This window comes from Prosthecobacter sp. (genome assembly GCF_034366625.1).
GTDB lineage: Bacteria > Verrucomicrobiota > Verrucomicrobiia > Verrucomicrobiales > Verrucomicrobiaceae > Prosthecobacter.
The window spans coordinates 1-21,507 of sequence record NZ_JAXMIH010000024.1 but is presented as its reverse complement, the minus strand read 5'-3'; the positions used below and the strand labels follow the sequence as shown (position 1 = coordinate 21,507).

Here is a 21,507-nt window from a genome sequence, read left to right as displayed (position 1 = left end):
GATTTCCCGTCCATTTCACGTCAATTTTGTTCCATGGCTAACCCCAACTCCCCCAACCGCGAATACCCTCTTGAGCGCACCCGGAATATCGGGATCTGCGCGCATATTGACGCGGGCAAGACGACCCTGACCGAGCGTATTCTCTTCTACACCGGCATGATCCACAAGATCGGCGAGGTGCATGACGGTGCTGCGACCACCGACTGGATGGAGCAGGAAAAAGAGCGTGGTATCACCATCACTTCTGCTGCTGTGACCGCACGCTGGAAGCAGCTCAAGGAAGAGGGCATCTTCAAGCTGCGCGAATTGGAAGACATTCGCGTCAACATCATCGACACCCCCGGACACGTGGACTTCACCGCTGAAGTGGAACGTTCCCTCCGTGTGCTTGACGGCGCGATCTTTGTGCTTTGCGGTGTGGCCGGCGTCCAGCCGCAGTCTGAGACGGTGTATCGTCAGGCTGAGAAATACAGCGTTCCTCGCATCGCCTTCGTGAACAAGATGGACCGCACGGGCGCCAATTTCGACAATGTGGTGAATGACGTGCGCAAAAAGCTGGGTGCGAATGCCTGGCCGATCCTGATTCCGATCGGTGCCGAAGAAAATCTCATTGGTCAGATCGACGTGGTGAACCAAAAGGCGATCATCTATAACGATGACGAAAAGTTTGGCTCTTCCTACACGGTGCGTGACCTGGAAGGCGACGAAATCAAGAAGGCCAAGGAAAACTACGACGGCCTCGTTGCTGAGATTTGCAATCATGACGAAGAACTCGGCATGATGTTCCTTGAAGAGAAGCCGATCACGATTCGGGAAGTGAAAGAAGCCCTTCGCCGCACGGTGATCGCCAACAAGATCATTCCGATGGCCGGTGGTTCCGCCTTCAAAAACAAGGGCGTGCAGTATCTGATCGATGCTGTGATCGACTATCTCCCAGGGCCGCTCGATATTCAGCCCCAGACGGGTCAGCTTGTGGATGATCCTGAAGTGAAGGTCGAAGCGCTGCCAGACGATAATGGCAAATTCTGCGCCCTTGGCTTCAAGCTCTGGTCCGACAAATTTGGCCGCCTCGTGTTCTTCCGTGTGTATTCCGGCTGCGTCAGAAAAGGCGACACGATCTACAATCCCCGCACCCGCAAATCCGAGCGCGTGGGCCGCTTGATTCAGATTCAGGCCAGCGTTCACAAGGACATTGATTGTTGCTACTCCGGCGATATCGCCGCCCTCGTGGGTGTGAAGGATGTGCGCACAGGCGATACCTTCTGCGACGAAGACCTCGACATCCTGCTCGAGCCTCCAACCTTCCCAGAACCCGTTATCTCGATGGCTGTTGAGCCAAAGACCAAGGGCGACCAGGAAAAGATGGGCAATGCCCTGCAGCGCCTCTCCGAAGAAGATCCGACCTTCTTCGTCAAGACCGACGAAGAAACCGGCCAGGTCATCATCGCCGGCATGGGCGAACTGCACCTCGAAATTCTCTGCGACCGCCTCAAGCGCGAGCACAAGGTCGAAACCAACACCGGCAAGCCGCAGATCGCCTACCGCGAGACGCTCACCATCCCGGCGGATGGCGAAGGCAAGCTCGTCAAGCAGTCCGGTGGTCGCGGTCAATACGGCCACGTTGTGGTCAAAATTCGCCCTGGCGAAAAAGGTTCCGGCATCGTGGTTGAAAACAAAGTCGTCGGCGGCACCATCCCGAAAGAATTCATCAATCCGGCCAAGAACGGCTGCATTGAAGCAGCGCTCAACGGCATCATCGCCGGTTACCCGGTGATCGACATGCAGATCGATCTCGTGGATGGTTCCAGCCATGAAGTCGATTCCAACGAAAACGCCTTCAAAATGGCTGGTATCTTCGCCGTGAAAGACGCGCTCAAGAAAGCCAAGTGCATCCTGCTTGAGCCGATCATGGCCGTGGAAGCCTCCACGCCAGAAGATTACCAGGGCGATATTCTTGGCGACTTGAACCGCCGCCGCGGCAAGATTCAGGGCATGGACATGCGCGGTGCCACCGCCATCCTGCGCGCTGAAGTGCCCCTGGCCGAAATGTTCGGCTACTCCACTGCCATCCGCACCCTTTCCTCCGGCCGCGCCAGCTACTCGATGCAGCCCTCACACTTCGAACAAGTGCCGTCACAGATCGTCGAGACGATCGTCGAACAGCGCGGAGGCGGCAAATCTTAACCTCAGCGGATTGAACCCACTCACCCACGGATCATCGTCATGACTAATCAACGCATCAGAATCCGCCTCCGCGCGTATGACTACCGCGTGCTCGACAAGAGCACTGCCGATATTGTCGAAACCGCGAAGCGCACCGGCGCCCGCGTCGCAGGCCCCATCCCGTTGCCCACCCGCATCGAGAAGTTCACTGTGAACCGTTCCCCGCACGTCGATAAGAAGTCGATGGACCAGTTCGAAATCCGCACGCACAAGCGGCTGCTGGACATCGTCGATCCCACATCCCGCACCGTGGACGAGCTGAAGAAGCTCAACCTCCCATCTGGTGTGGACATCACGATCAAGATCTAACACGGCCACCCATTTTACCCCAGGAGGACACACTCATGAGTCTCGGATTGATCGGCAAAAAACTAGGAATGACCAAGGTCTATGACGCCAAAGGCGATGCCGTGGCAGTCACTGTGGTCGATGTCAGCGGCAACACCATTCTTCAGGTGAAGCGCAGCGACGGCAAAGACAAGTACAGCGCTGTGCAGATCGGTTATGGCGACCAGCTTAAAGAATCCCGTGTCAGCAAGCCGCTGCTCGGTCATTTCAAGAAGCATGGTTGCACCACCGCCAAGCGCATCGTCAAAGAATTCCGCCTCACCGGCGACGACAAGCTGCCTGCGGAAGATTTCAAGCTCGACGCCAGCCTGTTCACCAACGGCCAGGTCGTCGATGTGATCGGCACCACCAAGGGCAAGGGTTTCCAGGGCGTTGTGAAGCGCCACGGTTTCGCCGGCCAGCCTGCCACGCACGGTCACATGATGCATCGTCGTCCTGGTTCCATCGGTTGCCGTCTTACCCCCGGTCTCGTCTGGAAGAATCAGAAGATGCCCGGCCATGACGGCGTCTCCCGCCGCACAGTGCAGAATCTCGTTGTCGTGCAGAGCCGTCCTGAAGAAGGCGTGCTGCTCATCGGTGGCGCGCTTCCTGGGAACACCGGCAGCATCGTTGTGGTGCGTCCTGGCAAGAAGGCCGGCGCTAAAAAAGTAGTCGTCCAACGTGTCTCCACCAAGGCAGCTAAGAAATAATTTCTGAGGAACTGAATCATGTCCGCGAACATTCTAACAGCCGATGCCGCAAAGCAGGCGAACATTCAACTCACCGAGGGCTACAAAGGCTCCCAGGCGCTGAGTGACACCTTGGTGGCCTACCGTGCCAACCGCCGTCAAAGCAACGCCCACACCAAAAACCGTTCGGAAGTCTCCGGTTCCGGCAAGAAAATGTGGAACCAGAAGGGCACCGGCAATGCTCGTATGGGCAGCAAGCGCTCCCCGATTTGGAGTGGTGGTGGTGTCGTCTTCGGCCCACGCAACACCACCGTTTACGCGAAGAAGATCCCCAAGAGCACCAAAAAGCTCGCCCTCCGCGCCGCTTTGACCGCCCGCATCCTGGATGGTGAAGTGCTCACCACCAGCAATTTCGCCGTCGCTGATGGCAAGACCAAGAGCTTCATCGCCGCAGTCAACGGTCTCACCACCGCCAAGAACGTGCTGCTCATCGGCAAAGGCTTTGATGAACTCACCTTCCGCGCCGGCCGCAATGTCCAGAACGTCCAGCTCATCTCCGCTGATGACGTGAACGCCGAGCACCTCCTCCGCTATCGCAGCGTCGTTGTCACCGGCGACGCCCTTGAAACCCTTGCCAAAAGGACCGCCTGATCATGAAAGACCTTCATAAAGTCATCAAAACCATCCGCCTCAGCGAAAAAGCCACGCTGCTGGGCGAGAAGAACAACGAGTACGTGTTTTCCGTCGATGTCGAAGCCACCAAAATCGACATCAAGCAGGCCATCGAAAAGCTGTTCGGCAAGAAAGTCACCGGCGTCCGCACTTGCAATTATGATGGCAAGGCCCGTCGTGAACGCCGCGCCGACTACGGCCGCACCAATCATTGGAAGAAAGCCATCGTCCGCCTCAAGGCGGGTGAAAAGTTCGATCTCGCTTAACCCAGGTATCCGGCCCGCAGGCACAACCCTTTAACTTATCCCACCGTCATGGCGCTGAAAACATTCAAGCCCACCACTCCCACCAATCGCTACAAGGAGTGGAACTCCTTTGAGGAGATCACCAAGCACTCGCCGGAGAAAAGCCTCACCGTGGCTCTCCGCAAGTCTGGTGGCCGTAACAACACTGGCCGCATCACCACCCGTCACATCGGCGGTGGTCACGTCCAGCGCTATCGCCTCATCGACTTCAAGCGTTCCCGTCGCGATGAAGCTGCGAAGGTCGTCGGCATCGAATACGATCCGAACCGCTCCTCCCGCATCGCCCTCATCGAATACAAGGACGGTCAGCGTGCCTACATCCTCGCGCCGAACAATCTCGCTGTCGGTGCCTCCGTGACCGCTGGTGAAAAAGCCGCTCCAGAACTCGGCAATGCGCTTCCTTTGAGCAAAATCCCTCTTGGCACCTCGATCCACAACATCGAGCTGTCCCCCGGCAAAGGTGGCGTTGTCGCCCGTGCCGCTGGTCAGGCAGCCGTGCTCTCCAACCGTGAAGGTGAGTTCGCCCTTGTGCGCATGCCTTCCGGCGAAATCCGCAAGATTCTCGCCACCTGCTATGCCACCATCGGCCAGGTCGGTAACGTCGAGCACATGAACGTCGTCAGCGCCAAGGCGGGCCGCACCCGCTGGCAGGGCACCCGCCCGACCGTGCGCGGCATGTGTATGAACCCGATTGACCATCCGAACGGTGGTGGCGAAGGCCGCTCCAAGTCAGGTGGTGGTCGTCAGCACCTTCTTAGCCCTTGGGGCCATGCGAAGGGCGAGAAGACTCGCAACAAGAAGAAGGCCACGAACAAGCTCATCGTGCAGACCCGTCACGCCAAGAAGTAATCCATTCCCTACTCACGCATTCTCATGGCACGCTCCCTCAAAAAAGGTCCCTTCGTTCAGCAAGCCCTCCTCGACAAGGTGGACAAGCTCAACGACGCCAAGCAAAAACGCCCGATCAAGACTTGGGCACGTTCCTCCATGGTCACTCCTGACCTGGTGGGCCACACCTTCCTCGTTCACAACGGCAAGGACTTCGTCTCCGTCTATGTGACTGAAAACATGGTCGGCCATCGCCTCGGAGAGTTCTCCCTGACCCGCCTCTTCAAGTCTCACGGTGCCGTCACCGTCAAGGCCGCCAAATAATCACTGAGCATCGAGAACTTCATGTCCATCCGCACCTCCATCGCCAAACTCACTCTCTCGCTGCTCCTCGCGGCGGGTGTGGCTGGCGTGCGTGCGGATGACAGGCTGGAACTTCAGGAACTTCACACCACGCTTCAGGTCGCTGCCGCCAAGATCCAGGCCCTCGAAGCCCAGAACAACGCGTCCAAGGACAAGAACGATGCGCTGGCCCAGAGTGCCGCCGCCGCCAACTCCGAGAGCAACGAATTGAAGGACCGCTACGAAAAACTGCGCGGCCTGCTCGAAGGGCTCGGCGTGGGTGCGCTCGAAAACTCCAAAGATCAGACTCAGGAGCGTCTGCTCTCCGCCCTCAGCGACTTGCGTATCATGAAGGAGCAGCGCGATGAACTCGCCAATGCCCTGATTGAACTCGCCGAAGCCGGCATGGGGCTGATGAAGAGCGCCCAGAACGCCGATCCTGCCACATCTGACCGCCTCAACAAAGCGATCACCAAGGCTGACGGTGCGCTCGTCAAAGCCGGTGGTGGCCAGGCCGAAGGCCAGCCCGCTGGTGACATGCAAAATGCCCGTGTGGTCAGTCTGAAGAATGAACTCGGCATCGCCGTGCTCTCCATCGGTGCCAAAGACGGCGTGAAGCCAGGCATGCCGTTTGAAATTTTCCGCGAGGACAAGCCCATCGCCAAAGTCCTCGTCACTGAAGTTCGCAACTCCGTCTGTGGTGCCGTGGTCCAAGAACTGGCCAGCGCCAACGATCCCGTCCGCGTGGGCGACCGGGGCCGCGTCGATCTCAACAAATCCCTCTAAGCAAGTCCAGAACCCCCCTCGCTTTATGTCCGTCCGCTCAGTCCTCAAATACGCCAGGATCTCCTCGCAGAAAGCCCGTCAGGTCACGCGCGCCATCACCGGCCTGCCTGTTTCCCAGGCGTTGAGCGTTCTCGACTTCACGCCAAAGAAGGCCGCCTTCCTCATTGGTAAAACCCTCCGCTCCGCCATCGCGAACGCCGAGAACAACCATGAGTTGGACGCCTCCGAGTTCATCGTCGAATCCGCCATCGCCACTCCTGGTCCCGTCCTCAGTCGTATCATGCCGCGTGCGCGTGGCTCCGCCGCTCCGATCAAGAAGCGCATGACGCACATCACTATCATCATCGGTGCTCCGAAAGCTGAAGAAGCCAAAGCCGAAGGAGAGAAGAAAGCTCCTAAATCCGCCCGCCGTGACGCTCCTGCCAAGAAGAAGGCAGCTAAAGCCAAAGCCAAAGTTTCCGAATAACCGCCCGCCACCGAACCGCACCTCCTCACTTTATGGGACAGAAAGTAAATCCGATCGGCTTCCGCCTCGCAGTCACCAAAGACTGGCGCTCCAAGTGGTATGCCCCTGAAAAAGAATATGCAGACTCGCTGCACAGCGACCTCGCTATCCGTGGCTATCTCAAGGAGAAGCTCATGCAGGCCGCAATCTCGAAGATCGTCATCGAACGCGCCTGGAACCAGGTCCGTGTGACGCTCCACACCGCCCGTCCCGGTCTCGTCATCGGCCGCAAAGGCCAGGAAATCGACGTGATGAGCCAGAAGATCTCCGAGATGTGCGGTGGCAAGCAGGTGAAAATCGACATCTTTGAAATCAAGCAGCCCGAGCTCGACGCCCAGCTCGTCGCCGAGGCCGTTGCCGTTCAGCTTGAACGCCGTATTTCCTTCCGCCGCGCCATGAAGCGCTCCGTGCAGACCGCGATGGACATGGGTGCTGACGGCATCCGTCTCCGCTGCGCCGGTCGTCTCGGTGGCGCCGACATTGCCCGTGCTGAGTGGTATCGCCAGGGCAAGGTGCCGCTTCAAACGCTGCGTATCCCGATTGACTATGGCTTTGCCGAAGCCCGCACCGTTTACGGCATCATCGGCGTGAAGTGCTGGATGAACCGTGGCAATGCCCCTGAAGGCGTCTCCCGTCCTTCCGGTGACCGCCGCCCGCGCAACAACGACCGTGGTGACCGCCGCCCTGGCGCTCCCGGTCCCCGTGGTGGCGAACGTGGTCGTGGCGGCCCTGGTGGTGGTTCCGGTTATGGTTCCCCCGCTCCCGCCCCGGCACCAGCCCCCGCCCAGGCATGATCAGCCTCCACCTTTTGAACTAAAACCTTCCCACAGGACAGAGACGTATGGCCCTTCTTCCCAGCAGAGTTAAATATCGCAAATCGCAACGCGGCAACCGCGGTGGCAACGCCACCAGCGGCAACAAGCTCGACTTCGGTGAGTTCGGACTCCAGACCCTTGAACGCGGCTGGATCAAGAACATCCACATTGAAGCCTGCCGTGTCGCCATCACCCGCTTCCTGAAGCGCAAAGGCAAGGTTTTCGTCCGCATTTTCCCGCACAAGCCCGTCACCCAGCGCCCGCCGGAAGTCCGAATGGGTAAAGGTAAAGGCGCCCCGGAATTCTGGGTCGCTGTCGTCCTCCCCGGGCACATGCTGTTTGAAATCTCCGGCGTCAACGAGGCCACCGCCCGTGAAGCCTGCCGCCTGGCCGCTACGAAACTCGGCCTCCGTTGCCGCTTCGTCAGCCGCGAAAGCCTGCACAAATAACCACCACGCGAACCGAGAACCGCGAACTGCGAACTGAATTATGAAGATCAAAGAACTCCGTGAATCGACTGTGGAAGAGCTTTCCGCACGCCGTCGCGAACTGAAGCAGGAGGCGCTCAATCTGCGCATCCAGCAGAGCGCCGGTGGCGGCCAGCTCGAAAATCCTGCGCGCCTGACCCACATCCGCAAGGAGATCGCCCGCATCGAAACCATCATCACCGAGCGCACCCGCGCCGCGGCTGCCAAGAAGGCCGCCTGATCCGGTCACCAACCCCCTGAAGCAATTTTAACATCATGAGCGAGACCACCGCAGCAGCCCCTGCCGCCACCGAAAAGAAAACCGTGCGCAAGACGCGCGTCGGCGTCGTGTTGTCCGACAAAATGGCGAAGACCATCGTCGTCAAAGTCGAACGCCGCGTTCCGCATCCGCAGTTCAAGAAGATCGTGCGCAAGACCTCCAAGTTCTATGCTCATGACGAGAAGGAACAGGCCAAGGAGGGCGACAAGGTGCTCATCGGCGAAACCCGTCCGCTTTCGAAGCTGAAGCGCTGGGAACTGCTGGAAGTTCAGAAGCACTAATCGCAATTTTTTGAACCCCTTAACCTGACCAGGAGAAACAGCTTATGTTGCAAATGGAATCTTCAATCCCGGTGGCTGACAACACCGGTGCCCGCTTGGCCACGATGATCGGCGTGCTGGGCAAGAAAAACACCCGCTTCGCCTATGTTGGCGACATCATCACCGCGCACGTTCGCGAGTCCACCCCGACCGCCGCCGTGAAGAAGGGCGAAGTCGTCCGTGCCGTGATCGTCCGCACCTCGCATCCGATCCGTCGTGTGGATGGCTCGATCCTGCGTTTCGACCGGAACGCCATGGTCATCATCGACAAGGACAACAACCCGCGCGGCACCCGCATCTTTGGCCCGGTGGCCCGTGAGCTGCGCGACAAAAACTTCATGAAGATCGTTTCCCTCGCCCCCGAAGTGCTATGAGCAGCCACATCAAGACCCACGTTAAAAAGGGCGACAATGTCGTCGTCATCTCCGGAGCCGCCAAAGGCGCGCAGGGCGTTGTCCTGCAAGTGCAGCCGGGCAAAGGCCGTGTGCTCGTTGAAGGCGTGCGCATGATCAAAAAAGCGATCAAGCCCACCCAGCAGAACCAGGCCGGCGGCTTCCAGGAAAAAGAAGCCCCCATCCACATTTCCAACGTGAAGCGCGTCGAAGCGCCCGCGAAAGAGAAGAAAAAGAAAGTTGCTAAGAAGAAGGCCAAAGCCTAAATCCCCGCCCCCCATTTGCTTCCCCCTTTACCATCGTCGCTCCGCACGGTGCGGCCATTGAAGGAAAGGAGGCACAGCCCAAACTGAATCATGGAATACTCCCTCAAGACCCTCTACAAACAGAAGCGCGACGAACTGAAGACCCAGCTCGCCCTCACCAACATCCATCAGGTTCCCAAGCTTGAAAAAATCGTCATCAACTGCTCTGTCGGCAGCCAGGGCGAACGCAAGCAGGCGATCGAAGATGCGGTGAACGAAGTCACTCTCATCACCGGCCAGAAGCCCATCATCACCAAAAGCAAGAAGGCCATCGCCAACTTCAAGCTGCGTGAAGGTGAAAACATCGGCGTTAAAGTTACTCTGCGCGGCGTTAAGATGTATGACTTCATGATGCGCCTCGTGCGCACCGCCATCCCGCGTATTCGTGACTTCCGTGGTGTCGCTCCCCGCGCCTTTGACGGCCGTGGCAACTACACCCTCGGTGTCTCCGACCAGTCTATCTTCCCTGAGATCGAGATCGACAAGATCAAGCGTCCCCTCGGTTTTGACATCACCTTCGTCACCAGCACGAACAATGATGATCATGCGCGTGAAATGCTGCGTGCCCTGGGCATGCCGTTCCGCACCCGCACCGCCCAGCCGAAGAAGGAAGATGGCTCTGAAGCCGCTGCCGCCTAATTTAAGAACCCCCGGACACCCTCAGCGTCATGACCGACCCGATCGCAGATTATCTCACCCGCATCCGCAATGCCTGCTCCGCACAGCAGGAGCAGGTGCTCATTCCCTTCTCGAAGATGAAAGCCGAACTCTCCCGCATCCTGCAGGAAGAAGGCTACATCTGGAGCTATGAAGTGGACACCAACGCCACCCATCCTCGCCTCAAGCTCAAGCTCAAGTATCAGGACAAGGCACCTGTCATCCGCAAGATCGACCGCGCCAGCAAGCCCGGCCTGCGCAAGTATGTGGGCAGCGATGAGATCCCCCGCGTCCTCGGCGGCCTCGGCATTTCCATTCTTTCCACCCCGCGTGGCATCATGACCGGTGCCAAGGCCCGCAAGGCCAAAGTGGGTGGCGAACTCCTCGCCACCGTCTGGTAAACCTCCAACTGTCACCACCTTCATGTCACGCGTAGGCAAACAACCCATCACCATTCCCGACAAGGTCAGCATCAAGATCGGCGACGACCGTTCGGTGCATGTCAAAGGCCCCAAGGGCGAACTTGGCTGGAATCTTCCGCTCGGCGTCAAAGTCGATGCCGATGCCAAGACCATCAACGTCACCCGCGAGTCCGATGAGCGCCAGGTGCGTGCTCTTCACGGCACCACGCAGCGATTGATCTCGAACATGCTCATCGGCGTCAGCCAGGGCTACACCAAGAACCTCGAAATCCACGGCGTCGGCTTCCGCGCTGCGGTCAAAGGCTCCGAGATCGACCTCCAGCTTGGCCAGTCCCATGAACGTCTGCATCCCATCCCGAAAGGGGTGAAGGTGACCGTCACTGAAAACACCAAGATCGCCATCGAAGGCATCGACAAACAGGTTGTCGGGCAGCTTGCCGCCGACATCCGCGCCTACTACCCGCCGGAGCCTTACAAGGCCAAGGGCGTTCGTTATGTGGGCGAGCACATCCGCCGCAAAGCCGGCAAATCCGTCAAGTAATCCCCGGAGATATTCATCATGGCCCTCACCAATCGCAAAGACATCCGCGCTCGCATTCACAAGCGCATCCGCCGCAAGCTCAGCGGCACCGCCGAGCGTCCCCGTCTCGCTGTTTACTTCTCGAACACCAACGTTTACGCCCAGGTCATCGACGATGCGGCCGGCAAGACTCTTGTTTCGGCCTCCACCAAGGAAAAAGGCTACGGCGCTGGCAAGGCCAACGTCGAGAACGCCACCAAGGTCGGTGCCGTCCTCGCCGAGCGTGCCATCGCCAAGAACATCTCCGAAGTGGTCTTCGACCGCGCGGGCTTCATTTATCATGGCAAGGTCAAGGCTCTCGCCGATGCCGCCCGCGAAAAGGGCCTGAAATTCTAATCCACCCGCATTCATTTCTTATATGGCCGATGAAACAGTAATTATTGAGGCACCGCCGGTGGAAGCCGTTGAAGTCGCTGCTCCCGCACCTTCAGTCTTCCGTGGTCGCGATGATCGTGGGCCGCGTGAAGTGGATGGCGTTGAAAAAGTCGTTCACATCAACCGTTGCGCCAAGGTCGTCAAAGGCGGTCGTCGCTTCAGCTTCAGCGCTCTCGTTGTCTCTGGTGATGCCAAGGGCAAGGTCGGTTGCGGATTTGGCAAAGCGAACGAAGTCTCCGACGCCATCAAAAAGGCCACCGAGGCATCCCGCAAGAACATGTACTCCATCTGCCTCAAGGACAGCACCATTCCCCATGAGGTGACCGGTTCCCACGGCGGCGGCCACATTCTGCTCAAGCCTGCCACGCCAGGTACCGGCATCATCGCCGGTGGTGGCGCACGCGCCGTGCTTGAAGCCGCTGGCGTCAAAGACGTGATCGGCAAGTCCCTTGGTTCCAGCAATCACGCCAACGTCGTCAAGGCCACGCTCGCCGCCCTCAGCGCGCTGCGCCCTGCTGACGAAATCCTCCGTGCCCGTGGCAAGCAGATCAAAGAGCGCAAAGCCCTCTGATTCATTTTAGCTTTCAGCTTTTAACTTTTAGTTTTCATCATGCAACTCCAAGACGTTAAACCCCGCCCCGGTGCCAAAAAGCGCCGCAAACGCCTCGGCTGTGGCGAAAGCTCCGGCCACGGCAAAACCTGTGGCAAAGGCAACAAAGGTCAGATGGCCCGCGCAGGACGCGGCATCCGCCCCGGCTTTGAAGGTGGTCAGATGCCCATGCACCGCCGTCTTCCCAAGAAGGGTTTCAACAACAAGGCGTTCAAAGACGTCTTCGAAGTCGTGAATGTTGGCGAACTCAACGATGCCTTCCAGGACGGTGCCGTCATCAACGAAGCCGCTCTGCGTGAAATCGGGCTCGTCAGCCGCAACTGCGATGCCATCAAGATCCTCGGCACTGGCGATCTCGCCCGCAAACTCACCATCCAAGGCGCGCAAGTCAGCGCTGCGGCCCGTGAAAAGATTGAGAAAGCCGGCGGTTCCATCGCCGCCTGATTTTTTCTGACCCAACCGTTTTGATGGGCCGGTCTCCGCGCAGCAAGTGCTGTCAGGAACCAGGCCCATCTTCGCTTAGAGCCCCTCTCCCATGATCTCCGCCTTCGCCAACAGCTTCAAAGTCCCCGAACTTCGCTCGCGCATCCTCTTCACGCTGGCGATGATTGTCATCGTCCGTATCGGCACCTCCATCACGCTTCCGGGCGTCGATCCGACGGTGCTGAATGCCTGGATCGAAAACAAGGCGGGTGACAGTGCCTCCGGTGCCGCCCAGGTCGCCGCGCTGCTCAACATCTTCAGCGGTGGTGGCCTGCAAAACTGCGCCATCTTCGCCCTCGGCATCATGCCTTACATCAGTGCGAGCATCATGCTGCAGCTCCTCACCGCCGTGTGGCCGCCGCTCAGCAAACTGGCCCGCGAGGAGGGCGGTCGTCAGAAGATCACGCAGTACACCCGCATCGCCACCATTGTGCTCTGCGTCTTCCAGGCCACCCTGCTCGCGCAATCACTGGCCGATCCGCAGCAAAACTATCTGATGGCCGGCTTGCAGGATGCCATCGACAAACTAGGCGGGCGACCGCTCGTGCCCAATTACGGCATTGGCTTTGTCTTCACCTCCGTCATCACCATCACGGCCGGCACCATGCTCATGATGTGGCTCGGTGAGCAGATCACCGACCGCGGCATTGGCAACGGCGTCTCCATCCTCATCTGCGTCAACATTGTCTCCGACCTGCCTGGGGCCCTCATCCAGGTCTGGCAGACCTTCGTCGGCAGCGTGAAAGCCAGCCCGGCCAGCGCCTTCACTCTCGTGTTGCTCATGGGCTTCATGATTCTCGTCATCGCCGGTGTTATTGCGCTCACCCAGGCGACACGACGAATTGCCATCACTTACGCCAAACGCGTCGTCGGCCGCAAGGTCTATGGCGGCCAGACGCAGTATCTGCCGCTGAAGATCAATTATTCCGGCGTCATGCCGATCATTTTCGCGCAGGCGATCCTGCTGTTCCCTTCCACCATCCTGGCCTCCTTGTTCAAGGACGTGAACTGGATTCAGCGCATGGCCATCTTCATCAGCACCGGAACCACTTACTACGTCATCTCCGCCGCCCTGATTTTCTTCTTCAGCTACTTCTGGGTCGCCACCATGTTCCAGCCCACGCAGATTTCCGAAGATCTCAAAAAGAGCGGCGGCTACGTCCCTGGCATCCGTCCTGGCAAGCCCACCGCCGACTTCCTCGACTTCACCATGAGCCGCCTCACCTTTGCCGGGGCGATCTTCCTCACCGGTCTCTATGTGATGCCCGGCATCGTCAGCAGTTCCATGCAGATTTCGAGCTCCGCCGCCCAGTTCTTCGGCGGCACCAGCCTGCTGATTCTCGTTGGCGTCGTGCTGGATGTCATGCGTCAGGTCGAAACGCATCTCTTGCAGAGCCATTATGACGGCTTCCTCAAGAAAGGCCGCATCCGTGGCCGCGTGGACCGCGTCCAGCAGGGTGGCCGCACGATGGACTCCACCACCATTGTCTGGATGTGGGTCGGTCTTGCCATCATCGTGCTCTTCGGTGTGGTGTATAAACTGGCTCTGAAGTGAGTTTCATTGATCGCGTCATGGCCTTCGTCAAATCCGGGAACATTCCCATCCGCCACGGCGCTCAGCAGCAGAGCATTCGCAAGGCCTGCCAGGTCGCGCGTGATGTACTGATCAAAACCGCCGCCCAAGTCCACGCCGGTGCCACCACCGCCGAGATCGACCGCTTTGCCGCCGCTGAGATGAAGGCACGTGGTGCCACCAGCGCCTTCCTCGGCTACCGCCAGTTCCCTGGCAACATCTGCGTCTCCATCAACGAAGAAGTGGTACATGGCATCGGCGGCCCGCGCGTCATCCAGGACGGCGACGTCGTCAAAATCGACGTTGGAGTCTATTACGACGGCTGGGTGGGCGACAACGCTCTCACCGTTCCTGTGGGCAATGTCGCCAAGGAAACGCTCCACCTTCTCGCCGCCACCGAGGAATCGCTTCTCGTCGCCGTCAAATACGCTCGTGACGGCTGGATGCTGGGTGACCTCTGCCACAGCGTCGAACATCACGTCACCCAATACGGCTACAGTGTCGTCCGCGAGTTTGTCGGTCATGGTGTCGGCAGAAAGCTCCACGAGGAGCCCCAGGTGCCCAACTACGGCAAAAAAGGCGCGCGTCCGCGCCTCAAGGCCGGCATGACCCTCGCCATCGAGCCCATGATCAACATGGGCACCGACAAGACGCGCATCCTCGCCGACAAATGGACGGTGGTGACGACTGACCGCAAGCCTTCCGCACACTTCGAGCACGTCGTCCTCGTCACCGAAGACGAGCCGGAGATCCTCACCGCTCGTGACCGCATGTTCCCCAAGGGAACCGCCGATCTGACGCCTCGACCGGTGGCAGAACTGGGCTGATTTTTCAGACGTGGCGCTGGCAAAAAAGTCCGCTTTGCATGTCCTTTGCTGCTAGCGATTTCTCCGGCCTGCGTTTGTTTGAATCCCCCATGTCCGAAGCCAGGCCAAGTGCATTCTTTCGTTTCTTTGCGTTCATCCTCGTCACCGGAGGTGTGGTTGTGGGCGGCTGGATGTTTCTGAAGCAGCGTGATCAAACTTCTACCGCCAAACCTGCGGCGGTCGCCAAGGGTGCGGCCCCGGTTTTGACCGCCAAGGTTGCCAAGGAGAACTATGCGCTCGATCTCGATGCCATCGGCACGGTGCGGTCCTTTGAGTCCATCGACATCAGTTCGAACGTGACCGAGTCGGTGACACAGTTGTCCTTCAACGACGGGGACTTCGTCAAAAAGGGCACTCTGCTGGCCCTGCTGAGCGATTCCGAGGAGCAGGCGATGCTCGCATCTGCCAGGGCGACGCTCGCCGAGGAAGAGCGTGAGATCGAGCGTCTCAAAAATCTCGTCAAAGACGGCGCGGCACCCGAGGCACGGCTGGCGGAGCGCAAAACGCTCGCCGACATCGCGAAGCAAAAAATATTCGAGGCCGAGGCGAAGCTCACGGATCGCCGCATCACGGCGCCCTTCGACGGCTGGCTCGGTTTGCGGCGCATCAGTGTCGGCGCGCTGGTCACCCCCGGAACGGTCATTGCCTCGCTCGACAAGATGGACGTGGTGAAGATCGACTTCTCCGTGCCGGAAACCTATCTCGGCACCGTGAAGCCTGGAACATTGATCACCGCGCGCACGGATTCGGATCGCGAACGCAAATACGAGGGCAAAGTGTCGCACCTCGACTCACGCATCGACCCCGTGACGCGCTCCATCCCCACGCGTGCGGAGGTGGCAAATCCCGATCTCGCGCTCAAGCCCGGCATGCTCGTCATGGTGCGGCTCGTGGTAGAGCCGAAGATGTCGCTCTCCATTCCTGAACGCGCGCTGGTTCCCATCGGTGCCAAGGCTTACGTGTTCACGATCCTGGGTGACAAAGCGAAGCGCGTTGAGGTCAAAACCGGCCGCCGCAAGCCGGGCTTTGTCGAAATCACGAGCGGACTCAGTGAAGGGCAGTTGATCGTTGCCGATGGCATCGTCGGTTTGCAGGACGGGGCCGCTGTGAAGGCCGCCGGTGACTACGGCGGTCCTGTGGAGGCCTTCAACCCCGAACAACCCGACACGACGACTCCCTGACATGTGGCTCTCGGATACATCGGTGCGTCGCCCTGTGCTGGCGATGGTGATGAACCTCATCCTCATCGCCTTCGGCGTCGTGGCTTACACGCGTCTGCAAGTCCGTGAGTATCCCGACATCGAGCCGCCCATCGTGACGGTTGAAACTTATTATCGAGGTGCTTCCGCCAGCGTCGTCGAGCGTCGCATCACGCAGCGGCTCGAAGACCGCATCTCGCAGGTGGAGGCCATCAAAAACATCTCCTCCATCAGCGTTGACGGCAAATCCGAGATCACCGTCGAGTTCAATCTGGGCCGCGATCTCGATGCAGGGGCCAATGATATTCGAGAAGCCATCAGTCCGATCCTGCCGACGATGCCGGAGGAAGTGGAGCCGCCGAACGTCGGCAAAACCGAGCTCAGCGCCGAGGTGCTGATGTATCTGAACCTCGCCAGCGACACCCGCAGCACGCTGGAGCTGAACGATTATGCGGAGCGCTACCTGATGGACCGCTTCTCGCGCCTCCCTGGCATCGCTCGCGTGCGCATCTCCGGCGCCGCGCGGTATGCGTTGCGCATCTGGTTGGATCGTGAGGCGCTCGCCGCGCGCGGCCTCACCGCGCTCGATGTCGAGGAGGCCCTGCGCCGTGAAAACATCGACCCGCCTGCGGGAACGGTGCAGTCGCTCGACCGCCAGTTCACCGTGCGCATCAACCGCCAGTATGAGACGACGCAGGACTTTGAAAAACTCGTCATCGCGCGTGGCGAGAACGGTTATCAGGTGCGTCTGGCTGAAGTGGCGAAGGTGGAGCTTGGCGCTGACGAGGCGCGAACCTCGTTCAAAGGCAACCGCGTGCGCATGGTGTCGCTCGGCATGGTGCGCCAGTCGCGCGCGAACCCGCTCGACGTGGCCAGGGCCGTGCGCGCCGAGGCTGACAAGATCCGCGCCACGCTGCCGAAGGACATGCGGCTCGACAACAGCTACGACATCAGCCAGTTCATCGAGGAATCCATCCACGAGGTCTATCGCACGCTTGTCATCGCCCTCGCCCTCGTCGTGGCGATCATCTATCTCTTCCTGGGCAATATGCGCGCCGTGCTGGTGCCCATCGTGGCCGTTCCGGTCAGCGTGTTCGCCACCTGCATCGTTTTGTATGCCCTGGATTTCTCGATGAACACGCTCACGCTGCTGGCGTTCGTGCTCGCCATCGGCCTCGTGGTCGATGATGCCATCGTGGTGCTCGAAAACATCCACCGCCGCATCGAACTGGGCGAAAAGCCGCTCGTGGCATCCTTCCTCGGCACGCGGCAGGTCGGATTCGCCGTCATCGCCACGACGCTGGTGCTGCTGGCGGTGTTTGTGCCCGTCACTTTCATGCCGGGGGACACGGGTCGCTTGTTTGCCGAGTTCAGCGTCACTCTGGCCATCGCCGTGGGATTCAGCGGCTTCGTGGCGCTCACGCTTTCTCCCATGCTGGCCTCCAAGATCATGCGGGATCGTGAATCCGACGGCTTCCTGGCCCGTCTGCTGCAACGCACCTTTGAGTTTGTGCAGAGCCTGTATCGCAAAGCGCTGGCGCTATTGCTCAATTTTCCCGCCACGGCCATCCCGGTCGTTCTAGGTCTCACGGCGATGTGCTGGTGGCTGCTGAAGTACATCCCGGAAGAATTCACGCCGCGTGAAGACCGCGGCTCCTTCTTCGTCACCGCCACCAGTCCGCCGGGCACAACGTTTGCCAACACGATGCAGACGCTCGACGCGCTCAACGAGCGCCTGATGTATCTCGTCGAAGAAACGCATGAGGCCACCCGTGTGAATGCCCGCGCGCCGCGTAGCTTCGGTGCCTCGGCGGATTTCAACGAATCCATCGCCGTGCTCACGCTTTCGCCGTTTGGCACGCGGCGGAACGGCTTCGAAATCATGGCCGAGATCCGCAAGAAGACTGCGGACATCCCCAGCGCCAAGGTGTCCGTCGTCATGCGCCAGGGCATGATGCGCGGCCTGAACAAGCCGTTGGAAATCGTCGTCAGCGGCCCCACCTTTGAAGAACTGGCCGCATGGCGTGACATCATTCTCAGCAAGGCCAGGGAGAACACAAATCTTGTGGGCTTCGACTGCGATTATCGCGACACCAAGCCGCAGCTCCGTGTGAGCATCAATCAAGCGCGTGCCGCCGATCTCGGCGTGTCTTCGGCCAACATTGGCCGCACGCTGGAAACACTGCTTGGCGGCCGCCGTGCCACCACCTTCATTTATCAAGGCGAGGAATACGACGTGATGCTCGAAGGCAGCTACGCGGACAAACGCAGCCCGCTGGATCTCAACAACATCTTCGTGCGCAGCGAGCGCAGCAAACAGCTCATCCCGCTGGCGAATCTCGTCACGATGGATGAATTCGCTGACAGCGGCACGCTGAACCGCTACAACCGCATGCGCAGCATCACCTTCGATGCCGAACTCGCCACGGGCTACAGCCTTGGCGCGGCCGTGGAGTACATGGAGCAGTTGATCCAGGAAAACCTGCCAACCACCGCCATCGTCGGTTACAAAGGAAACGCCCTGAAGATGAAGGAGAACAGCGGCAGCATCGGTTTGATCTTCGCGCTGGCCATGCTCATCGCCTTCCTGGTGCTGGCGGCGCAGTTTGAGAGCTTTGTACATCCACTGACGATCATGCTGACGGTTCCTGTGGCCGTGGCGGGTGCGCTGATTGGTTTGCAGGTCATGGGCCTGAATCAAAGCATCTACAGCCAGATCGGACTCATCATGCTCATCGGTCTGGCGGCGAAGAACGGCATTCTTATCGTCGAATTCATCAACCAGCTTCGCGATGAAGGCATGGATTTCCGCGAGGCCATTCTCACCGCCAGCGAGCAGCGTCTGCGCCCCATCGTGATGACCGCGCTGGCCACCGTGATGGGCGCTTTGCCGCTCATGCTCGGCCACGGGGCAGGGTATGAGACGCGCATGGTCGTCGGCGTTGTGATTGTGTTCGGCGTGTCACTCGCCACCATTGTCACCTTGTTCCTCGTTCCCATGGTCTATGCCCTGATCGCCCAGCACACGGGTTCGCCCCTTGATGTGACACGCAAACTCGAATCAGCCCTGACCGGCGAGGAAGTGAAGACGAAACCCAAATATCCCGCGCTCATTCACGTGCTGCTGTTTGCGTTCCTGTTGCTGCCTTCATGCAACCTCGCTCCCAAATACTTTTCCCCGAAGCCGGATCTGCCGACCGAGTTCAAAACCAGCGGCCCCTGGCGCACGGCGAAACCGCGTGACGATGCCAGCCGTGGCAACTGGTGGAGCTTGTTTGGTGATTTTCGCTTGAACGCGTTGATGCAACAGGCCGAGGCGGGCAGTCCGACCTTGGAACTGGCGATGCATCGTGTCACCGAGGCCAAAGCATTGGCACGTGCTGACCGGGCCAGCCTGTTTCCGTTCCTCACGCTGAACGGCTCGGCCAATCGCAGCCGTGGTTCGGGAAACATGAAGTTCCAGTTCGCTGGCGGGCGCACGCGCAATGTGATGGGGGCGACGCTCGATTTTGAATACGAACTCGATTTCTGGGGCAAGCTGCGCAATCAAAGCAGCGCCGGAGCCGCGCGTGCTGAAGCAGAGCAAGGGGATTATCAAAACGCCCTGCTTGGCCTGCAAAGCGAACTGGCGCTGAATTACTTCGCGTTGCGTGCGCAGGATGCACAGATCGCCTTGTTAAAGCGCACGGTCGCCCTGCGTCGCAGAACTGTCGAACTGGCACGCACGCGCTTTGAGCAGGGAGACATCGCGCAAATCGACGTGGCGCAGGCGGAGACTGACATGGCGGCGACGGAGGCGGAAGCCATCGGTTTGGAAAAAAGGCGTGCAGAACTCGAACATGCCATTGCCCTGCTGCTCGGAAAGACGCCGTCGCAGTTCAACCAGTCGGCGCATGAAATCAGCGGTGCGCCGCCTACCGTGCCTGCCAGCGTGCCGAGCGATCTGCTGGAGCGACGCCCTGACATTGCCGCGGCGGAGCGTCAAATGGCTTCGTTGAATGCCGAGATCGGTGTGGCGAAAGCGGCCCTGTTCCCCAGCCTGAGCATTGGCCTCACGGGTGGCACGCAGACGAGCTATTTTTGGAAGATAGGCGATGCGCAGAGCCGTGTCTGGGGGCTGGGACCGGCGGCGGTCGAATGGCCTTTGCTGCGAGGTGGAGGAGTCAGGGCGAACATTGAGGCGACGAAGGCGCGCTATGATCAAGCGGCGGCAAGCTACAAAAGCACGGTGCTCGGAGCCATGCGTGATGCCGAGGATGCCCTGAGCGGCGTGGCCGTGTTGAGGCGGCAGACGGCGGCCCAAGATGCCACGGTGGCCTCGGCTCGAAAGGCGCTGGAGCTTTCCCAGAAACGCTACGATTCCGGGCTGGTGGCCTATTACGAGGTGCTGGACAGCCAGCGCACGCACCTGCGTGCGGAACAGGAGGCCACGCGCCTCCGGGGCGAGAGCTTCCTGGCCTGTGTGCTGCTCATCAAGGCCCTAGGTGGCGGCTGGTGAAAGGCGGAGGTCTCTTGTCGATGAACGTCCGAGCGAGAGCCATGCGTGGGCGCGGCACTGACGGACCGAAGGTTTGTATCGACACCGGCCACAACGGGCAGGTAGTCTCCCGCAATGCTGGACTGAACGATGGGCGGATAGCTCAACGACATCACCATGGCCCGGCGTGAAATCTCGTTCAGATGCGTAACATGAACCGAAATCGTGGGTATCCCATCAAGGAAGCCTGAACTCCATGACCCGAACCCATTCCCATCTCAGCCTTCTCCTTGGTGCTGTCAGCGCCCTCGCCAGCCTTCCTGTCGCTGCCGAGCCAGGTGATCTGGACGTGAGCTTTGGCATTGGGGGTATCGTGACGACAGCCTTTGGCAGCGGCAATGATCGCGGCTATAGCCTGGTGTTGCAGAGCGATGGCAAGATCGTGGTGGCGGGGCAGGCCGCCGCCGCTGACTTTGCGGTGGCACGCTACAATCCGGACGGAACGCTGGACACGACCTTCAACGGCACGGGCAAGGTGACCACGAACATTCGCGGCACCGATGATAACGGGAGGGGTGTGGCATTGCAGAGCGATGGCAAGATCGTCGTCGTGGGAAGCTCTTCTGACGGCGGCAACAGGAGCGATGTCACGCTGGTGCGTTACAACACCGATGGAACGCTGGACACCAGTTTCGGCCAGGCTGGCACCGGCAAGATCGTCACCACCATTGCTGGGGGCAGTTCTGCTGGTTCCGTGGCAGTGCAGGCGGATGGGAAGATTGTGGTCGCGGGCGACGCGATCTACAGCACCCTTGATTTCGTGGTGCTGCGCTACAACGGCGACGGAACACTGGACAACAGTTTTGGTGTCGGCGGCCTGATGAGCACCGACCTGAGCGGCACCCACGATGTCATGAACGGCATGGTCTTGCAGGGTGACGGGAAGATCGTCGTCAGCGGTTACGACTCAGGCAGCCGTTTCCGCGTGGCACGCTACAACCCCAATGGG

General features: G+C 59.7%; 25 protein-coding genes and 2 pseudogenes. All 27 read left to right on the top strand.

Translation table 11 applies throughout. The features are described 5' to 3' along the window. Nucleotides 1-33 precede the first annotated feature (33 nt). The gene (fusA, locus tag U1A53_RS23660; RefSeq protein ID WP_322284344.1) at nucleotides 34-2,184 is read left to right on the top strand and encodes an elongation factor G; all 2,151 of its coding nucleotides are present in this window, start codon (nucleotides 34-36) and stop codon (nucleotides 2,182-2,184) included. A 39-nt stretch (nucleotides 2,185-2,223) separates the two neighbouring features. Further along, entirely contained in the window at nucleotides 2,224-2,532 is a 309-nt protein-coding gene (rpsJ, locus tag U1A53_RS23655; RefSeq protein WP_294398955.1) for a 30S ribosomal protein S10, read from the top strand. Between the two features lie 35 nt (nucleotides 2,533-2,567). Next, nucleotides 2,568-3,260 (top strand): 50S ribosomal protein L3, encoded by a 693-nt coding sequence (gene rplC / locus U1A53_RS23650; RefSeq protein ID WP_322284343.1) that lies wholly within the window; start codon nucleotides 2,568-2,570, stop codon nucleotides 3,258-3,260. 18 nt (nucleotides 3,261-3,278) lie between these two features. Beyond that, entirely contained in the window at nucleotides 3,279-3,890 is a 612-nt protein-coding gene (gene rplD / locus U1A53_RS23645) for a 50S ribosomal protein L4 (protein WP_322284342.1), read from the top strand. Between the two features lie 2 nt (nucleotides 3,891-3,892). Further along, nucleotides 3,893-4,177 carry a 50S ribosomal protein L23 gene (rplW, locus tag U1A53_RS23640; RefSeq protein WP_322284341.1) on the top strand — a complete coding sequence of 95 codons (285 nt, stop codon included), beginning with the start codon at nucleotides 3,893-3,895 and terminating at the stop codon, nucleotides 4,175-4,177. 48 nt (nucleotides 4,178-4,225) lie between these two features. After that, nucleotides 4,226-5,065, top strand: coding sequence for a 50S ribosomal protein L2 (rplB, locus tag U1A53_RS23635; protein ID WP_322284340.1), 840 nt, complete (start codon nucleotides 4,226-4,228; stop codon nucleotides 5,063-5,065). 24 nt (nucleotides 5,066-5,089) lie between these two features. Then, nucleotides 5,090-5,368 (top strand): 30S ribosomal protein S19, encoded by a 279-nt coding sequence (gene rpsS / locus U1A53_RS23630; RefSeq protein ID WP_294398970.1) that lies wholly within the window; start codon nucleotides 5,090-5,092, stop codon nucleotides 5,366-5,368. 21 nt (nucleotides 5,369-5,389) lie between these two features. Next, nucleotides 5,390-6,172 (top strand): hypothetical protein, encoded by a 783-nt coding sequence (locus U1A53_RS23625; protein ID WP_322284339.1) that lies wholly within the window; start codon nucleotides 5,390-5,392, stop codon nucleotides 6,170-6,172. Between the two features lie 25 nt (nucleotides 6,173-6,197). Continuing rightward, nucleotides 6,198-6,638 (top strand): 50S ribosomal protein L22, encoded by a 441-nt coding sequence (gene rplV / locus U1A53_RS23620; protein ID WP_322284338.1) that lies wholly within the window; start codon nucleotides 6,198-6,200, stop codon nucleotides 6,636-6,638. 32 nt (nucleotides 6,639-6,670) lie between these two features. Beyond that, nucleotides 6,671-7,471 (top strand): 30S ribosomal protein S3, encoded by an 801-nt coding sequence (rpsC, locus tag U1A53_RS23615; RefSeq protein ID WP_345786505.1) that lies wholly within the window; start codon nucleotides 6,671-6,673, stop codon nucleotides 7,469-7,471. A 47-nt stretch (nucleotides 7,472-7,518) separates the two neighbouring features. Next, nucleotides 7,519-7,941 (top strand): 50S ribosomal protein L16, encoded by a 423-nt coding sequence (gene rplP, locus U1A53_RS23610; protein WP_322284337.1) that lies wholly within the window; start codon nucleotides 7,519-7,521, stop codon nucleotides 7,939-7,941. Between the two features lie 40 nt (nucleotides 7,942-7,981). Beyond that, the gene (gene rpmC / locus U1A53_RS23605) at nucleotides 7,982-8,200 is read left to right on the top strand and encodes a 50S ribosomal protein L29 (protein ID WP_322284336.1); all 219 of its coding nucleotides are present in this window, start codon (nucleotides 7,982-7,984) and stop codon (nucleotides 8,198-8,200) included. Between the two features lie 35 nt (nucleotides 8,201-8,235). Further along, nucleotides 8,236-8,520 (top strand): 30S ribosomal protein S17, encoded by a 285-nt coding sequence (gene rpsQ / locus U1A53_RS23600; protein WP_322284335.1) that lies wholly within the window; start codon nucleotides 8,236-8,238, stop codon nucleotides 8,518-8,520. 44 nt (nucleotides 8,521-8,564) lie between these two features. Then, nucleotides 8,565-8,933 (top strand): 50S ribosomal protein L14, encoded by a 369-nt coding sequence (gene rplN / locus U1A53_RS23595; protein WP_294398988.1) that lies wholly within the window; start codon nucleotides 8,565-8,567, stop codon nucleotides 8,931-8,933. Next, nucleotides 8,930-9,217 (top strand): 50S ribosomal protein L24, encoded by a 288-nt coding sequence (gene rplX / locus U1A53_RS23590; protein ID WP_322284334.1) that lies wholly within the window; start codon nucleotides 8,930-8,932, stop codon nucleotides 9,215-9,217. Before rplN ends, rplX begins: the two co-directional genes overlap by 4 nt. A gap of 90 nt (nucleotides 9,218-9,307) precedes the next feature. Further along, nucleotides 9,308-9,895, top strand: coding sequence for a 50S ribosomal protein L5 (gene rplE / locus U1A53_RS23585; protein ID WP_322284333.1), 588 nt, complete (start codon nucleotides 9,308-9,310; stop codon nucleotides 9,893-9,895). Nucleotides 9,896-9,924: 29 nt separating this feature from the next. Beyond that, complete coding sequence (gene rpsH, locus U1A53_RS23580) at nucleotides 9,925-10,314, top strand: 30S ribosomal protein S8 (RefSeq protein ID WP_322284332.1); 390 nt, start codon at nucleotides 9,925-9,927, stop codon at nucleotides 10,312-10,314. Between the two features lie 22 nt (nucleotides 10,315-10,336). Continuing rightward, complete coding sequence (rplF, locus tag U1A53_RS23575) at nucleotides 10,337-10,876, top strand: 50S ribosomal protein L6 (protein ID WP_322284331.1); 540 nt, start codon at nucleotides 10,337-10,339, stop codon at nucleotides 10,874-10,876. A 15-nt stretch (nucleotides 10,877-10,891) separates the two neighbouring features. After that, on the top strand, nucleotides 10,892-11,251 hold the full coding sequence (rplR, locus tag U1A53_RS23570) for a 50S ribosomal protein L18 (RefSeq protein WP_345786508.1): 360 nt from the start codon (nucleotides 10,892-10,894) through the stop codon (nucleotides 11,249-11,251). Between the two features lie 22 nt (nucleotides 11,252-11,273). Continuing rightward, the gene (gene rpsE, locus U1A53_RS23565; RefSeq protein WP_322284329.1) at nucleotides 11,274-11,861 is read left to right on the top strand and encodes a 30S ribosomal protein S5; all 588 of its coding nucleotides are present in this window, start codon (nucleotides 11,274-11,276) and stop codon (nucleotides 11,859-11,861) included. Between the two features lie 39 nt (nucleotides 11,862-11,900). Beyond that, nucleotides 11,901-12,344 (top strand): 50S ribosomal protein L15, encoded by a 444-nt coding sequence (rplO, locus tag U1A53_RS23560; protein ID WP_322284328.1) that lies wholly within the window; start codon nucleotides 11,901-11,903, stop codon nucleotides 12,342-12,344. 91 nt (nucleotides 12,345-12,435) lie between these two features. Further along, nucleotides 12,436-13,938 carry a preprotein translocase subunit SecY gene (gene secY, locus U1A53_RS23555; protein ID WP_322284327.1) on the top strand — a complete coding sequence of 501 codons (1,503 nt, stop codon included), beginning with the start codon at nucleotides 12,436-12,438 and terminating at the stop codon, nucleotides 13,936-13,938. 17 nt (nucleotides 13,939-13,955) lie between these two features. After that, complete coding sequence (gene map, locus U1A53_RS23550; protein WP_322284326.1) at nucleotides 13,956-14,783, top strand: type I methionyl aminopeptidase; 828 nt, start codon at nucleotides 13,956-13,958, stop codon at nucleotides 14,781-14,783. A 38-nt stretch (nucleotides 14,784-14,821) separates the two neighbouring features. Continuing rightward, nucleotides 14,822-16,003, top strand: coding sequence for an efflux RND transporter periplasmic adaptor subunit (locus U1A53_RS23545; protein ID WP_322284325.1), 1,182 nt, complete (start codon nucleotides 14,822-14,824; stop codon nucleotides 16,001-16,003). A gap of 1 nt (nucleotide 16,004) precedes the next feature. Further along, nucleotides 16,005-19,082, top strand: a pseudogene (locus U1A53_RS23540) (efflux RND transporter permease subunit); the annotation flags it as partial. Next, entirely contained in the window at nucleotides 19,065-20,519 is a 1,455-nt protein-coding gene (locus tag U1A53_RS27115; protein ID WP_345786507.1) for an efflux transporter outer membrane subunit, read from the top strand. The pseudogene U1A53_RS23540 and the gene U1A53_RS27115, both read left to right, overlap by 18 nt. Before the next feature lie 235 nt (nucleotides 20,520-20,754). Then, nucleotides 20,755-21,507, top strand: a pseudogene (locus U1A53_RS23535) (hypothetical protein); the annotation flags it as partial.

Coding starts and splice junctions, on each gene's coding strand:
- rplX (WP_322284334.1), top strand. CDS start 8,930: ATGAGCAGCCACATCAAGACCCACGTTAAAAAGGGCGACAATGTCGTC.
- U1A53_RS23625 (WP_322284339.1), top strand. CDS start 5,390: ATGTCCATCCGCACCTCCATCGCCAAACTCACTCTCTCGCTGCTCCTC.
- rpsC (WP_345786505.1), top strand. CDS start 6,671: ATGGGACAGAAAGTAAATCCGATCGGCTTCCGCCTCGCAGTCACCAAA.
- rplD (WP_322284342.1), top strand. CDS start 3,279: ATGTCCGCGAACATTCTAACAGCCGATGCCGCAAAGCAGGCGAACATT.
- rplV (WP_322284338.1), top strand. CDS start 6,198: ATGTCCGTCCGCTCAGTCCTCAAATACGCCAGGATCTCCTCGCAGAAA.
- rpmC (WP_322284336.1), top strand. CDS start 7,982: ATGAAGATCAAAGAACTCCGTGAATCGACTGTGGAAGAGCTTTCCGCA.
- rplW (WP_322284341.1), top strand. CDS start 3,893: ATGAAAGACCTTCATAAAGTCATCAAAACCATCCGCCTCAGCGAAAAA.
- secY (WP_322284327.1), top strand. CDS start 12,436: ATGATCTCCGCCTTCGCCAACAGCTTCAAAGTCCCCGAACTTCGCTCG.
- rplO (WP_322284328.1), top strand. CDS start 11,901: ATGCAACTCCAAGACGTTAAACCCCGCCCCGGTGCCAAAAAGCGCCGC.
- rplC (WP_322284343.1), top strand. CDS start 2,568: ATGAGTCTCGGATTGATCGGCAAAAAACTAGGAATGACCAAGGTCTAT.
- rplB (WP_322284340.1), top strand. CDS start 4,226: ATGGCGCTGAAAACATTCAAGCCCACCACTCCCACCAATCGCTACAAG.
- fusA (WP_322284344.1), top strand. CDS start 34: ATGGCTAACCCCAACTCCCCCAACCGCGAATACCCTCTTGAGCGCACC.
- rplE (WP_322284333.1), top strand. CDS start 9,308: ATGGAATACTCCCTCAAGACCCTCTACAAACAGAAGCGCGACGAACTG.
- rpsE (WP_322284329.1), top strand. CDS start 11,274: ATGGCCGATGAAACAGTAATTATTGAGGCACCGCCGGTGGAAGCCGTT.
- rpsJ (WP_294398955.1), top strand. CDS start 2,224: ATGACTAATCAACGCATCAGAATCCGCCTCCGCGCGTATGACTACCGC.
- rpsS (WP_294398970.1), top strand. CDS start 5,090: ATGGCACGCTCCCTCAAAAAAGGTCCCTTCGTTCAGCAAGCCCTCCTC.
- map (WP_322284326.1), top strand. CDS start 13,956: ATGGCCTTCGTCAAATCCGGGAACATTCCCATCCGCCACGGCGCTCAG.
- rplF (WP_322284331.1), top strand. CDS start 10,337: ATGTCACGCGTAGGCAAACAACCCATCACCATTCCCGACAAGGTCAGC.
- rpsH (WP_322284332.1), top strand. CDS start 9,925: ATGACCGACCCGATCGCAGATTATCTCACCCGCATCCGCAATGCCTGC.
- rplN (WP_294398988.1), top strand. CDS start 8,565: ATGTTGCAAATGGAATCTTCAATCCCGGTGGCTGACAACACCGGTGCC.
- U1A53_RS23545 (WP_322284325.1), top strand. CDS start 14,822: ATGTCCTTTGCTGCTAGCGATTTCTCCGGCCTGCGTTTGTTTGAATCC.
- rpsQ (WP_322284335.1), top strand. CDS start 8,236: ATGAGCGAGACCACCGCAGCAGCCCCTGCCGCCACCGAAAAGAAAACC.
- rplP (WP_322284337.1), top strand. CDS start 7,519: ATGGCCCTTCTTCCCAGCAGAGTTAAATATCGCAAATCGCAACGCGGC.